Here is a 13,152-nt window from a genome sequence, read left to right as displayed (position 1 = left end):
GAAACCCCCTACCTCTTGGCCATCGTGATCACCGGCACGGTTTCGAAGGGCGCTTCGTCCCGGAACCCCGCCGCCTGACATCACCGTCGGCGCCGCCTTCTTCCGGTGTCGAAGCCCCTACCGGGTCCCCATAGGGCGTGACACGCCCTCCACCCGGTCGTCCCGCCTGCCCAGGCCGTGTTCTTCGGATCATCACGCGCTCGCGTCGCCCGGCGGCCGTTCGCCATGGATCGGCCCCGCCGACACCGAACGAGAGCATCCGAAAGAACACTCCCCAGAGGCGGGTCGGCTTCGAACCCTTCCGAGGAACATCGGTGCATTCGCCGTCTCACGAACACGCCACACCTTCCACACCCGCACGCTTCTGGGCGGGACTGGCCCTGCTCTGCCTGCCCACGGCGGTACTCGCCCTGGACATGAGCGTCCTGTACCTGACACTGCCGCACATCTCCGCGGCCCTGGGCGCCGACGCCACCCGGGAACTGTGGATCCTGGACATCTACCCGCTGCTGATCGCGGGCCTGCTCGTACCGATGGGCGCCCTCGGCGACCGCATCGGCCAACGCCGGCTCCTGCTGTACGGGTCCGCGGCCTTCGCCGCCGTCTCGACCCTCGCCGCGTTCTCACCCAACGCCGACACGCTCATCCTCGCCCGTGCCGCCCTGGGCGCGGCCGGAGCGCCCCTGATGCCCGCCACCCTCGGGCTGCTCAACGCGATGTTCCCCGACCCGCACCATCGCCGAACCGCGATCGCCGTCTGGAGCAGCGCCTTCATGACCGGCTTCGCCACCGGACCGCTCATCGGCGGCGCGCTGCTGGAGACGTTCTGGTGGGGATCGGTGTTCCTGCTCGCCGTCCCCGTGATGGTGCTCGTGGTACTGACCGGCCGCACCCTGCTGCCCGAACACCGCCGTGAGAACCCCGGACGGTTCGACGGTCCGAGCGCGACGCTGTTCTTCGTGGGCCTGCTGCCCCTGGTCCACGGACTCAAGGACCTCGCCCACCAGGGGGCGAGCCTCGCCGCCGCGGCCTGGATCGCCCTGGGCGCGGCCGCCCTCGTGGCCTTCGTCCTGCGCCAACGCCGACTCACCGACCCGCTGCTGGACCTTCGCCTGCTGACCGACCGCACCTCGGCCACCGCGCTCGCGCTCCTCCTGCTGGGGCCGGCGATCATCGGCGGACTCACCCTGTTCGTACCGCAGTACCTGCAATCGACCCAGGGCATGGGCGCACTGCGCGCCGGAGCCATGGTCGCCCCCGCAGCGCTGGGACTGATCGTGGGCGCACTGCTCGCGCCGATCGCGGCCCGCCGCATGCCGGCGGGCACGGTCATCGCCGCGGGACTGGCGCTCTCCTGCGCCGGGCTCGTCATGGTGGCCCACGGGACCACGGCCGGACCCGCCTGGGTGATCGTCGGACTGATCGTGGTCTACCTGGGCAGCGGCCCCTTCGACGCGTTGGGCACCGACCTGGTCGTGGGAGCCGCCCCCAAGGGCGGGGCCGGCTCGGCCGGAGCGGCGAGCGAGACCGCCACCGAACTCGGCACGGGCCTGGGCATCGCCCTGCTCGGCACCCTGGGCACCGCGATCTACCAGAACCGGGCCGCCCACACCCTGCCCGCCGACCTGCCCGAGGACGTGGCCGTCACGGCCGGCGCATCGCTCTCAGGGGCCGTGTCCGTCCTGGCCGACCTGGACCGGGCCGAGGCGGACGCCGTCCGAGAGGCCGCCGCGACGGCGTTCGCGGCCGGACTCCAAACGGTCGCCCTCACCGGAGCCGTCATCGCGGCCCTACTCGCGATCGCCTCCGCACGTCTGCTCCGCCACGTCTGACCCTCGGGGCGGCCGGCCCCGGTCGGCCGCCCCACCCCCGGCGGGAGAGCCCCCCCCCCGCGGACCTCTCCCGCCGGGCTCAACGGCCCGCCCGCCGATACCGCCACAACGACAACGGCACGAACACCGCCAACAACACCACCGGCCACACCACGGCCATCGGTATCGCGTGCTGCGCCACCCACGAATCACCCGACGCGACGCTGTTACCGAACAGCTCCCGACACGCCAGCACCGTCGCCGACAACGGATTCCACTCCACCACCGGCGCCAACCAGCCCGGCACCATCCGCGCCGGAACGAACGTCTCGGCCACCATCGCCAACGGGAACACCAACGAGAAGAACTTCATCGCCGCCTCGGGACCGCGCACCAACAACCCCAGGAAGATCCCGATCCAGGTGAACGCCATCCGCAACAGCAGCAACAACCCCAACCCCGCCAGCGCCGCCCACGGGCCCAGATGCCAACGCCACCCGATCAACAGCCCCATCACCACCAGGACCGACAGATCCACCAGGGCCGCGACCACATCGGCCATACCGCGCCCCACCAACAACGCCGACGGCGCCATCGGCAGCGTCCGGAACCGATCCACCACCCCACGCCCCACATCGGTGACCACCGCGATCGTGGTGTTGCCGATCCCGAACGCCATCGTCAACGCGAACAACCCCGGCATGAGGAAGTCCCGATAGTCGACGGAATCCACCCCCATCGCCGCGCCCATGGCCTCGCCGAACACGAACCCGAACAACAGCACCGCCATCACCGGGATCATCAACGTGCCGACGATCTCCCCGGGACGACGCACCAGATGCGTCAGATAACGCCGGGCCACCACCACCGCGTCGGCCACCGCCCAACCCAGACCGACCACGACCTCCCGCGTCCACGAACCGGACCGTTCGACCTCCACGGCCTCCACGACCCGCTCCGGTGCCCTCCCCTCCAACGTCCTCACGTCCGCTCCCTCCCACCCTCACGGGACCCGGTCAACCCCAGGAAGACGTCGTCCAACGTCGGCCGCCGCAACGCGATGTCCTCCACCTCCAGACCGGCCTCGTCCAACGCCCGCACCATCCGGGTCAGCGCCGCGCCCCCGCCCTCGAACGCCACGCCCACCCGCAACGCGTCGACCTCCACCCGGGCCGGCACGCCCGACACACGTTCCATCACCTCGGCGACCGGCGCCAACCCCTCCACGTCGGCCACCACGACCTCCACCCGACCACCGCCCACACGGGCCTTCAACCCCTCCGGGTCGCCCTCGGCGATCACCCGACCCGCGTCCAGCACCGAGATCCGATCCGCCAACCGGTCGGCCTCCTCCAGGTACTGGGTGGTCAACAGCACCGTGGTACCGCCCGCCACCATCGTCCGCACCGCCGCCCACACCTCGCTACGACTCCGCGGATCCAACCCGGTCGTGGGCTCGTCCAGGAACAACACCCGAGGGTCGAGCACCATCCCCGCCGCCAGATCCAGACGACGACGCATCCCTCCCGAATAGGTCCGCGCCGGCCGCTCGGCCGCCTCCACCAGGTCGAAACGCTCCAACAACTCCTGCGCCCGAGCCCGCGCGCGCCGACGCCCCAGGTGGTAGAGCCGGCCGAACATCTCCAGGTTGCGGCGACCGCTCAACACCTCGTCCACCGCCGCGTACTGGCCCACGAACCCGATCCGCTCGCGCACCCGACGCGGCCGAGCCGCCACGTCGACCCCCGCCACCCACGCCTCGCCCTCGTCGAAACCGGTCAGGGTCGCCAACACCCGCACCGTGGTCGTCTTACCGGCACCGTTGGGCCCCAACAGCCCGTGCACCGTCCCCGCCTCGACCTCCAGATCCACCCCGTCCAAGGCCATGCCGCCACCCCGATAGCCCTTGCGCAACCCCCGCGCCAGGATCGCCGCCCGCCCGCTCATCGGACCACCACCGACCCCCGACCGCCCACCGGCGCCGGGACCTTCGCGCCGCCCCCGGCCATCGTGACCCGTTCATAACGCCCCACCGCGATCCGCGCGATGTTGCGCACCGACTCGCTGCCCCTGCGGTAGTAGGAGCAGTGCCCGTCGATGTCCCCGGTCTCGAACACCCGCGCGCCGAACGACCTGCGCAACGGCGAGGGGCCGTGCCCCATCGTCCCCACGTGTCCCCGGGGAAAGAACCGGATCCAGTCCCCGGGGCCCAGCCCAGCCCACAGGTTGCCCTCGAAACGCAGATCCTCGCGGGTACGCACCCCCATCCCGGGACTGCCCAACGCCACACAGTCCGCCACCCGGGCCCGCGCCAACGCCAGACCGCACACCACCGTGCCGTAGCTGTGCCCCACCAACGTCACCCTCGCCGACGAGGGCAGGAAACGCGTCAACCGCGCCAGGTCCTCGGCGCCCCGCAGCGCCGGACCGCGCATCACCGCCTCACCGAACCCACGAGGGGTCCGATAACCCACCCACACCACCACCGCCACACGCTCCCCCGGAGCCTGCCTGCGCATCTCCTCCAACAGGATCGCCGCGTTGGCACGAGGACGGGTCGAACGCCTCTGGTCGAAGTAGTTGGCCAGATAGTTGTCGTTGCCCGGCACCACCACCGCCACGTGGTCGGCCTCGGCGGCGTCACCGAGCTCCTCCACGATCCGGCCCGCGCCCCGCTCGTCATAGGCCAGTACGCGCACACCGAGTCGCACGTCGCGCCCATAACGCAAAGGGCCCTCGTAGCGGGAAGGGGAAGGGGGGCTCGCCACGATCATGACTCTCCTCGACGGCACCGGGACAACGGGCTGATCCGACCCTTCAACGCTAGGATCGCCGCCCCGCGCGGACGATGACGCAGACACCCGGATCCCGCTCCACCACGGCCCACCCGCTCCGGTGGTGCTCGCACTACCGTGCCCTCGCCGCAGGGCCGCGAACAGCGCCGATACCACCGCCCGAGGAGCCCGTTCGCGACGCGTCCCCCACCCACCGCCTCATAACGAAACGATCACGCGTATGGAATAGTCGAAGGTCGGAGGGGGTCTCCTCCGATCCGGCCCGGCCGCGGGCCGCCTCGACGGTTCCGATCCCGGGACGGGATCGGAAGGGACAAAGGAGTGTCGACCATAACCGACCGGCTCTTGGACTTCACCGACAAGGTCGTCCTCGTCACCGGTGGTGCCACCGGCATCGGACGGGCGACCGCGCGGGCCTTCGCCCGACAGGGCGCCAAGGTCGTCATCGGAGACGTCGACCCGCACGCGGCCGAGACCGTCGCGCTCATCGAACGCGACGGCGGATCGGCCACCTTCGTACGCACCGACGTCACCCGCTCCGACGAGGTCGAGAACCTCGTGAACACCGCCGCCACGACCTACGGCGGACTCGACGTGGCCTTCAACAACGCCGGCGTCCTACCGCCCACCGGAGCCCTGCTCGACCAGACCGAGCAGGACTGGGACCGCACCATCGCCGTCGACCTCAAGGGCGTCTTCCTCTCCCTCAAACACGAGATCGCCTACATGGTCGACCACGGCGGCGGATCCATCGTCAACACCGCCTCGGTCGCCGGACTGATCGCCGACCCCGGAATGGCGCCCTACGTCGCCGCCAAACACGGCGTGGTCGGCCTGACCCGCGCCGCGGCCATCGACTACGCCGAATCCGGGATCCGGGTCAACGCGGTCGCACCCGGCCTGGTCGCCACCGGAATGACCAAGGGCTGGCTGGACGACCCGATCATGGCGGCCGAAGTCCTGGCCGGCTCTCGTATGGGAAGGGCCGCCCAACCCGAGGAGATCGCCGGCATGGTCCTCTACCTCGCCTCGCCCCTGGCCTCGTTCGCCACCGGCGGCGTCCACACCGTCGACGGCGGCCAGACCGCCCACTGACACGACGGGCCGCCCTCCGGTCTCCCGTGGGAGGGCGGCCCGTCGCGGTCCTCAGACCCGTTCGAGCCGGACGTGCTCACCCGCGGGAAAACACACCCCCACCGGCGTCCCCGGTTCGACCTCGCCCTCGGTGAGCACCACGCCCATCACCCCGGCCTTGCGCACCAGCTCGCCCCGCTCGTCCCGGTACACCATCCGCTTGAGCAGGCCGGGCGAGAACCCGTCGATCTGCGCGCACGGGTTGCGCAACCCGGTGATCTCCACCCGGGCCCGCCCCAACTCCAGGACGGTGCCCCGCCCCAACGCGAGCAGATCCACCCCGCGAGTGGTGATGTTCTCGCCCATCTGCCCCGGCTTCACCACGAACCCCGCCTCGGCGACCTCGTCGAACAACTCCTCGTGGATCAGATGGACCTGACGCAGATTGGGCTGAGAGGGGTCCGCGGCCACACGGGAACGGTGCTTGACCGTCCTGCCCATGTGGGCGTCCCCCTCCACCCCCAGACCGGCCAACAACCGGATCCGCGCCCGGTTGACCTTGCCGAACCTGTGCGTGGGACTGCTACTGACCGCCGTGACGACAGGGCCCATGCCCTCGACCTCCTTGGGGGGTGGTGGAGCCCTCAGCGTAGAGCCCCCGCTCACCCTCGAGGACGAGACCCTACGGCTTCGACGCCGCCACGCCCGACCGAGAGAACCCCTTCGGCCGACCCCCGGAGTGGGGTCAGGCCTTCAGGGCCTGGGAGATGAGGGCGTCGGCGGCCGCGCGCCCATGACGGCCGTAGTCCACGCGGTTCAGGATCATGGCGCGACCGGCCGCCCCGTCGGCCAGGGTGACCAGCTGTTCGGCGAGCTCCCCGGCCGGATCCTTCACCACCCGGGAGGGCCTGCCCGAGACCATCGCCCGCTACGAGGAGCGGACCGCCTTCTCCGCGCCCCGGGTGCCCTACAACCCGCTCCAGCGCGACATCGAACGCGCGCCGCCGGACACGACCCCGGCCCGCGAGGTGAGACCGCTTCGGTAGGCTGGCCGCCCAAGGACGGGGCACCGGAACACACGGGCGGACTATATGACCGAACACGTCGACGAGGTCGAGCGGGCCGCCCGTCTCCTACAGGAGAACCTGGGCCGTTCGGGTACGCACATCACCCACGAACGGGCCCTGGAGACGGCGGCCCGAATGCTCGGCCACCATGACAGCGACACCGACACCGCCCTCGACGTCCTCTCGAAACCCCGGATGCGCGGTGCCGTACCCATCCTGCGGATCCACGACGAGGAGGCGGCACGCGAGTTCTACGTCGACCATCTCGGATGCTCCATCGAGTGGGAACACCGTTTCGCGCCGGGAATGCCGCTGTACGCGCGTCTGCGACGCGATGAACTCGTCATCGACCTGTCAGGCCACGAGGGCGACGGCACCCCGGGATCCGTCCTGTGGGTCGAGGTCGGCGACGTCCACCGGCTCCATGAGGAACTGTCACAAAGCCCCCACACGAGGACACCACCGGAGATCGACCTCGAAGCGCCCGGCGGGCCGACGATGACGATCGTCGACCCGTTCGCCAACGTGATCCGATTCTGCCGACCCGAGGAGTGAACCCGCGCCCCGCGCCCCTTCAGCCCGGCGCGACCTCCTCGGCCAGATCCTTCACCACCCGGGAGGGCTTGCCCGACACCGAGGAGGCCACGAACCGCTCCATTCCCGGCAGAGCGGACAGCCGCAGCACCGCGCGCCGGATCCGCAGCCGGGCCGGACTCTGAGGCAGGAACCAGGAGGCACCGGTGAGCGCGGCCCGTCGACGCTCCTCCACCACCGGACGCCAACGCCGCTCATAACGCGCCGACGCCTCCTGGACCGAACCTCCCCGGGCCAGCTCCTCGGCCAGCACGAACGCGCCGCCCACCCCGAGCGAGGCACCCTGCCCGGCCAGCAACGACACCGCCTGGCAGGCGTCCCCCACCAGGACCACCCGCCCCCGGCTCCACCGATCCACCACCGCCTGGGCGACGTGATCGTAGTAGACCTCCTCCGGGGCGGGGCAGCGCTCCAAAGCTCCGGGCACCACCCAGCCCAGACCCGAGAGCGCCCCACGCAGAGCCGCCCGGCCATCCTCGGGCAAGGTGGTCTCCAGGGTCCGGTACACGGTGAAGGCCGCCACCCGCTCCCCCGCCAAGGGGTAGAGCCCCATCTGCGCGCCCAGACTGTCGGTGAGCACGAACCGCCCTCGCAGCGCGGCGTGGATCTCGGCGTCGTCGAAGGCGAAAGCACCGGTGTGAAAGCCCAGATGGCGCAGGTAGCGCTCCTCGGAACCCCACAACAGACGCCGCACCGTGGAGTGGATACCGTCGGCCCCCACCAGCAGATCGGCCTCCAACACCCGACCATCGGCCAGACGTGTGCGCACCCCCTCACCGTGGTCGTCGATCTCGACCGGACGGGCGCCGTAGAGGACCTCCACGCTCTCGGGCAGCGCCTTGCGCAACAGCTCCTCCAGGTCGGGGCGCATGATGGAGACCACCTCCCCGCCCACCGAACGGGCGAACCCGGTGAAGGAGATCGCCGCTCTCCTTCGACCACGCTCGTCCACGAGCTCCATCTCGTCGAAGTCGTGGCCGCGGTCGCGCAGTTCGGACAGCAGTCCCATCGCGCGCATGGCGTCATAGCCCGGCCCGAAGAAGTCGATCATGTAGCCCTGGGGTCTGGGCGCCGGGGCGCGTTCGAGCACCCGGACCCGCGTGCCGTGGTGGGCCAGGCGGTGGGCCAGCGCCAGTCCGGCGATCCCGGCCCCCACCACGAGGACGTCACGTCGTCGTCGGTCGTTCATCGTCGCTCCTCTCCTCTGTCCTGTTCGGGGATCAATCGGTCCAGGACCGGGGCCAGGGATCGGCGGGTCGCCTCCGGATCCAAGGGCCGGTGGAGCATGAGCCCGTCGACCGTGGCGGCCAACACCCGCGCGGTGGCCTCGGGTTCGGGCACCCCGCTCCGCTCCAGCCATCGGGCGGTCCGTTCCCGAAAGTCCGCCAGCAGCCGGGCGAGCCCCTCCCGGAGACCGGCGTCGCGACCGGCCGCCAGATAGGCCTCCAGGAACAGCCGCGAGGTGGGGTCGTCGCCAGGGTAGCCCTCCAGTTCGAGGAGCATCGCCTCCACCCCCTGACGTGGGGTGGTCTGCTCCATGAGCGCGGCGGCCCGGTCCACCATGGCGCGGACGGTGGCCAGGGCCGCCTCCTCGAGCAGGGCGTTCAGCGAGGAGAAGTGGTAGTGGACCAGCCCCGGGGTCAGCTCGGCGCGTTCGGCCAGGGCCCGGGTGCTCACCGCGGACCAGCCCCGTTCCCCGATGAGTTCGGTGGCGGCCGCCAACAGGCGTTGTCGGACCTGTTCGCCGCGGGGTGAGGACATGAGGTCGCCTCCAGAGAATTTGGGCGATCGTCTTGGACACTTGCCCAACTAAAGGTACGCCCACCCCACGACCCGGCACAACCCATCCCCGAACACCAGAGAAAAAAAGGGGGCGGGCCGGCGCCCTGCGCGCCGGCCCGCCCCCTCACACCCCGAAGGAGGAAGACCTCAATCGGACAGAGCACGCTCCACCACCGCGCAGAGCTCATCGAACCGACGCCGCGACACACTCGCCGACAACAACGCCTGCGAACCGTGGAAGGCCCCCGCCCACTGGTGCAACTCCACGGACACACCCGCCCGGAGCAGCCGCGACGCGTATTCGATGCCCTCGTCCCGCACCGGACACGACTCCGCGCTCACGACGTAGACCGGTGGCGACCCCGAGTCACGATCCATCCACGGCGCGTACGTGAAGTCGCGGGCCGACCGGGTCCACTGCCGATCGTCCAGACCGGGCCGATGGCAGGAAAGGTGGGCACCTCGTCATTGCGGACACACGATCGGTGTCCCACGATCGAGACATGGACCGTCCCACCGTGCTCTTCCCGCTCTTCGACCGGGTCCAGAGCCTCGACGTCACCGGCCCCCTGGAGGTCTTCCACGGCGCCGCCTCGATCCCGGGCCACGCCCACCGCGCCCCACGCGTGGTCACCGCCTCCCCCGACGGCGCCCCCGTACGCACCGACAGCGGACTGACCCTGCTCCCCGACACCGCCCTGGACCGGGTCGGCGCCATCGACACCCTCGTCGTCCCCGGCGGACCCGGAACCCGAACCCCCGACCCGCACCTGGTGACCTGGGTCGCCGAACGCGCACCCCACGCCCGCCGCGTCGCCTCGGTCTGCACCGGCGCGTTCGTCCTCGCCGAGGCCGGCCTCCTCCACGGCCGACGCGCCACCACCCACTGGAACCACTGCGCCACCCTGGCCCACCGCTTCCCCGACATCACCGTCGACCCCGACCCCATCTTCGTGCGCGACGGCCCCATCACCACCTCCGCCGGGGTCACCGCCGGCATCGACCTGGCCCTGGCCCTGGTCGAGGACGACCTGGGAGCCGACGCCGCCCTGCTCATCGCCCGCCACCTGGTGATGTTCCTACGACGCCCCTCGGGCCAGGCCCAGTTCAGCACCCACCTGGCCACACGGACCGCCCGCCGCCCCGCCCTGCGCGACCTCCAACACTGGATCGCCGACAACCCGGCCGCCGACCTCTCGGTACCGGCCCTGGCCGAACGCGCCGGCTTCTCACCACGCCAGTTCAGCCGCCTGTTCACCGCCGAGGTCGGCACCACCCCCGGACGACACGTCGAACGCGTCCGTCTGGAGACCGCCCGCCGCCTTCTGGAGGAGAGCGACGACGGTGTCACGGCCATCGCCCGCGCCTGCGGCCTCGGCACCGACGAGGCGCTGAGACGCGCCTTCGTCCGCTCCCTGGGATGCACCCCCACCGAATACCGGAACCGCTTCCGGACCACGACCTGAACCGACACCACCATCGACCGTCACCATGAAGGAGACGACATGCGCATCGCGATCCTGCTCTTCGACGACCTCACCGCGCTCGACGCCGTGGGCCCCTACGAGATCCTGTCGTTCCTGCCCGGAGCCCGGATCCACCTGGTCGGCGAACGCCGCGGCCCGGTCCGCGCCCACCGGGGCGGACTGGGACTGATGGTCGACACCGAACTCGACGAGCTCACCGACCCCGACATCGTCCTGGTCCCCGGCGGCCCCGGACAGAACGCCCTCATGGACGACGGGCCGGTCCACGACTGGCTGCGCACCGCCGACACCACCAGCACCTGGACGACCTCGGTGTGCACCGGATCGCTCATCCTGGCCGCCGCCGGCCTCCTCGGCGGCCGACGCGCCACCTCGCACTGGCTGGCCCTGGAACAGCTGAGCGCCCACGGCGTCGAACCCACCGGTGAACGCGTCGTCGTCGACGGCAAGTACGTGACGGCAGCCGGGGTCTCGTCCGGTATCGACATGGCGCTCACCCTGGTCGGCCGCATCGCCGGAGACACGACCGCCCAGAGCATCCAACTCGGTACCGAATACGACCCCCGGCCGCCCTACGACGCCGGATCGCCCGACAAGGCCCCCGAGGAGGTCGTCCGCCTCCTACGGGACAACAGCAGGTTCGTCCTCCAAGGAAGGTGAGCCGGCCTCACCGCTGTTCGCAGCGCTCCTCCACCGGCTCGACGGCCACGGTGGAGGAGCCGCTCCGTACCAGGACCAGGGTCGACAGCAGACCGACCACCGCGACACCGAACGCCCAGGCCGGCAGCGCTCCGGCCGAGACCCCCGTGTCCAACAGGCGCCCGCCCAGGGCCGCGCCCGCGGCCGACCCCAGGTACATGGCGGCCATCTGGAACGCGATGATCGCCATGGCCTGACGGCCCCGCTCGCGCACCAACAGGTGCTGGAGGACGGGCACGCTCGCCCACCCGGCCGCGCCCCACAGGGCGGTCGCCACGATCCACACCGGAACCAGATCGGTCCAGGTCAGGGCCGCCAGCGTCACCACCAGCACCGCCACCACCAGGGGCAGCAGCCGGCGCGAACCCCACCGGTCCAGAGGGCGGCCGATCAGGGCCGAACCCAGGACACCGCCCACGCCCCAGGCCCACACCAGCGCGAACGCCCAACCGCCCAGGTCGCGATCCTGGGCCATCGGCACCAGGTAGGTGTACAGGCCCAGGCTCGCCACACCGAGCACGAACGCCGACAGCACCCCGGTGGCGATCGAGGAGGTGCGCAGCAGCCGCAGGTTCTCGGAGATCCGCACCACCGCGATCGCGGGGTAGGGTTCCCTGCGGGCCAGGACCGCGACCATGCTGACGATCCCGATCAGCACGACCAGGCCCATGGTCCAACGCCACCCCGCCCACTGGCCGATGAGCATGCCCACCGGCACGCCCGCGACGGTCCCGGTGGAAAGACCGAAGGTCACCATCGCCATGGCGCGGCCGCGTTCGTGGTCGGCGACCATCGCCGCGGCCGTGGCGGTGGCCACCGCCGTCAGGGCACCGGCGCCCAGACCGGCCACCACGCGCGAGGCCAGGAACACCGCGATGCCCGGGGCCAGCGCGGTGACGAGGTTGCCGAGGTTGAACAGGATCAGCGCCACGGCCAGGGCGCGACGGGTGGAGCCGGCCACGAGCGGCCCCGACAGCAGCGGCCCGGAGAAGGCGTAGGCGCCGGTGAAGGCGCTCACCCCCAGACCGACGGCGGCCACCGACACCAAGAGGGAGTCGGCGATACGGGGCAGGACCCCGGCCAGCACGTAGGCGTCGATGCCCAGCGCGACGGTGGCGGCCACCAACGGCCAGAGACGGCGGATCAACGCTCGCCCCCGGCCCGGTCGTCGTGTCCCTGGTCGGCGTCGGACTCATAACCCGAGAGCACGGTCTCGACCAGCCCGGAGAAACGGGACTCCAGGTCCTGTTCGCGCAGGCTGATCATGCACTTGCGGCCCTCGGCCCGCACGAAGACGACACCGGATTCGCGCAGCAGGCTCGTGTGGTGGGTCAGGGTCGATCGGGGCAGGTCGGGCCCCAGGTCGAGGCTGTCCATCTCGCCCCGTTCGGCGAGTTTGCGGACCATCTCCAGGCGCAGCGGCTCGCTCAACGCGAACAGCACACGCGGCAACGAGATGTCCTCGGTGTCGGGATGGACATAGGTCCGTGCCGCGGACATGGGCACCACCTCCATGATCGTTCGAAGATTTCCGCACGATAATAGTTCGAAGATTCTCGAAAGATCAACTCGGGTGAACAGGACCAGGCCCCCCACCCCACCCGCCCCCGGACACACGAAAGGGCCGGAACCCTTCAAGGCCCCGACCCTCGACATCCACGCCCACGCCCACCCAAAGGCGCACACCACCCCCGAAAAACAAGAAAATCGCCCACCGGCGGTGGACGACTCGACCGGACGGAAGCGATTCAGAACGCTCCCCTCCACTCTCAATCTATAGCGCACCCCGGGCCTTGCCACAAGACCCCCCTCATGCCTCACAATCGACCCTCGTGAACACCGC

Annotated in this window: 15 protein-coding genes; 5 read left to right on the top strand and 10 right to left on the bottom strand. The window is 70.9% G+C overall.

The window, feature by feature from the left end; translation table 11 throughout:
• Positions 1–314: 314 nt before the first annotated feature.
• Positions 315–1,832 (top strand): MFS transporter, encoded by a 1,518-nt coding sequence (locus tag TR33_RS03905; RefSeq protein ID WP_042281480.1) that lies wholly within the window; start codon positions 315–317, stop codon positions 1,830–1,832.
• 79 nt (positions 1,833–1,911) lie between these two features.
• On the opposite strand, the gene TR33_RS03900 is transcribed toward TR33_RS03905, so the two are convergent.
• From TR33_RS03900 to TR33_RS03890, 3 genes are read right to left on the bottom strand one after another with little or no spacing between them, the layout of a single operon-like run.
• Positions 1,912–2,796, bottom strand: coding sequence for an ABC transporter permease (locus TR33_RS03900; protein WP_017534919.1), 885 nt, complete (start codon positions 2,794–2,796; stop codon positions 1,912–1,914).
• The gene (locus TR33_RS03895) at positions 2,793–3,758 is read right to left on the bottom strand and encodes a daunorubicin resistance protein DrrA family ABC transporter ATP-binding protein (RefSeq protein ID WP_017534920.1); all 966 of its coding nucleotides are present in this window, start codon (positions 3,756–3,758) and stop codon (positions 2,793–2,795) included. The genes TR33_RS03900 and TR33_RS03895 overlap by 4 nt, the downstream gene beginning before the upstream one ends.
• The gene (locus TR33_RS03890; RefSeq protein WP_387608596.1) at positions 3,755–4,582 is read right to left on the bottom strand and encodes an alpha/beta hydrolase; all 828 of its coding nucleotides are present in this window, start codon (positions 4,580–4,582) and stop codon (positions 3,755–3,757) included. The genes TR33_RS03895 and TR33_RS03890 overlap by 4 nt, the downstream gene beginning before the upstream one ends.
• Before the next feature lie 345 nt (positions 4,583–4,927).
• Here TR33_RS03890 and TR33_RS03885 point away from each other — a divergent pair, with 345 nt between their 5' ends.
• The gene (locus tag TR33_RS03885; protein WP_042281475.1) at positions 4,928–5,701 is read left to right on the top strand and encodes an SDR family NAD(P)-dependent oxidoreductase; all 774 of its coding nucleotides are present in this window, start codon (positions 4,928–4,930) and stop codon (positions 5,699–5,701) included.
• 51 nt (positions 5,702–5,752) lie between these two features.
• Here the strand turns inward: TR33_RS03885 and TR33_RS03880 are convergent, their stop codons facing one another.
• Together TR33_RS03880 and TR33_RS25850 are read right to left on the bottom strand one after the other, a co-directional pair.
• A complete protein-coding gene (locus TR33_RS03880; RefSeq protein ID WP_017534923.1) occupies positions 5,753–6,292 on the bottom strand; it encodes an MOSC domain-containing protein in 540 nt (179 codons plus the stop codon).
• A 133-nt stretch (positions 6,293–6,425) separates the two neighbouring features.
• A complete protein-coding gene (locus TR33_RS25850; RefSeq protein WP_199806097.1) occupies positions 6,426–6,578 on the bottom strand; it encodes a hypothetical protein in 153 nt (50 codons plus the stop codon).
• 193 nt (positions 6,579–6,771) lie between these two features.
• Here TR33_RS25850 and TR33_RS03870 point away from each other — a divergent pair, with 193 nt between their 5' ends.
• On the top strand, positions 6,772–7,302 hold the full coding sequence (locus TR33_RS03870; RefSeq protein WP_042281473.1) for a glyoxalase superfamily protein: 531 nt from the start codon (positions 6,772–6,774) through the stop codon (positions 7,300–7,302).
• A 19-nt stretch (positions 7,303–7,321) separates the two neighbouring features.
• Here the strand turns inward: TR33_RS03870 and TR33_RS03865 are convergent, their stop codons facing one another.
• The 3 genes from TR33_RS03865 to TR33_RS03855 all read right to left on the bottom strand — a co-directional run bounded on the left by TR33_RS03865 (position 7,322) and on the right by TR33_RS03855 (position 9,555).
• Positions 7,322–8,530, bottom strand: coding sequence for an FAD-dependent oxidoreductase (locus TR33_RS03865; protein ID WP_042281472.1), 1,209 nt, complete (start codon positions 8,528–8,530; stop codon positions 7,322–7,324).
• On the bottom strand, positions 8,527–9,102 hold the full coding sequence (locus tag TR33_RS03860) for a TetR/AcrR family transcriptional regulator (protein WP_017534927.1): 576 nt from the start codon (positions 9,100–9,102) through the stop codon (positions 8,527–8,529). The genes TR33_RS03865 and TR33_RS03860 overlap by 4 nt, the downstream gene beginning before the upstream one ends.
• 168 nt (positions 9,103–9,270) lie before the next feature.
• Positions 9,271–9,555 carry an alpha/beta hydrolase gene (locus TR33_RS03855; protein ID WP_267880650.1) on the bottom strand — a complete coding sequence of 95 codons (285 nt, stop codon included), beginning with the start codon at positions 9,553–9,555 and terminating at the stop codon, positions 9,271–9,273.
• A 71-nt stretch (positions 9,556–9,626) separates the two neighbouring features.
• Here TR33_RS03855 and TR33_RS03850 point away from each other — a divergent pair, with 71 nt between their 5' ends.
• Together TR33_RS03850 and TR33_RS03845 are read left to right on the top strand one after the other, a co-directional pair.
• A complete protein-coding gene (locus TR33_RS03850) occupies positions 9,627–10,589 on the top strand; it encodes a GlxA family transcriptional regulator (protein ID WP_042281469.1) in 963 nt (320 codons plus the stop codon).
• Between the two features lie 39 nt (positions 10,590–10,628).
• A complete protein-coding gene (locus TR33_RS03845) occupies positions 10,629–11,270 on the top strand; it encodes a DJ-1/PfpI family protein (protein WP_042281467.1) in 642 nt (213 codons plus the stop codon).
• Between the two features lie 7 nt (positions 11,271–11,277).
• Here the strand turns inward: TR33_RS03845 and TR33_RS03840 are convergent, their stop codons facing one another.
• On the bottom strand, positions 11,278–12,456 hold the full coding sequence (locus TR33_RS03840; RefSeq protein ID WP_042281464.1) for an MFS transporter: 1,179 nt from the start codon (positions 12,454–12,456) through the stop codon (positions 11,278–11,280).
• Positions 12,453–12,809, bottom strand: coding sequence for an ArsR/SmtB family transcription factor (locus TR33_RS03835; RefSeq protein ID WP_036568157.1), 357 nt, complete (start codon positions 12,807–12,809; stop codon positions 12,453–12,455). Before TR33_RS03835 ends, TR33_RS03840 begins: the two co-directional genes overlap by 4 nt.
• Positions 12,810–13,152 lie beyond the last annotated feature (343 nt).

Origin of the sequence: Nocardiopsis alba, assembly GCF_000710955.1 — a bacterium.
Lineage (GTDB): Bacteria > Actinomycetota > Actinomycetes > Streptosporangiales > Streptosporangiaceae > Nocardiopsis > Nocardiopsis alba.
This window is presented reverse-complemented; position numbering and strand designations above follow the sequence as displayed.

Coding starts and splice junctions, on each gene's coding strand:
- TR33_RS03850 (WP_042281469.1), top strand. CDS start 9,627: ATGGACCGTCCCACCGTGCTCTTCCCGCTCTTCGACCGGGTCCAGAGC.
- TR33_RS03845 (WP_042281467.1), top strand. CDS start 10,629: ATGCGCATCGCGATCCTGCTCTTCGACGACCTCACCGCGCTCGACGCC.
- TR33_RS03880 (WP_017534923.1), bottom strand. CDS start 6,292: ATGGGCCCTGTCGTCACGGCGGTCAGTAGCAGTCCCACGCACAGGTTC.
- TR33_RS03865 (WP_042281472.1), bottom strand. CDS start 8,530: ATGAACGACCGACGACGACGTGACGTCCTCGTGGTGGGGGCCGGGATC.
- TR33_RS03895 (WP_017534920.1), bottom strand. CDS start 3,758: ATGAGCGGGCGGGCGGCGATCCTGGCGCGGGGGTTGCGCAAGGGCTAT.
- TR33_RS03835 (WP_036568157.1), bottom strand. CDS start 12,809: ATGTCCGCGGCACGGACCTATGTCCATCCCGACACCGAGGACATCTCG.
- TR33_RS03870 (WP_042281473.1), top strand. CDS start 6,772: ATGACCGAACACGTCGACGAGGTCGAGCGGGCCGCCCGTCTCCTACAG.
- TR33_RS03860 (WP_017534927.1), bottom strand. CDS start 9,102: ATGTCCTCACCCCGCGGCGAACAGGTCCGACAACGCCTGTTGGCGGCC.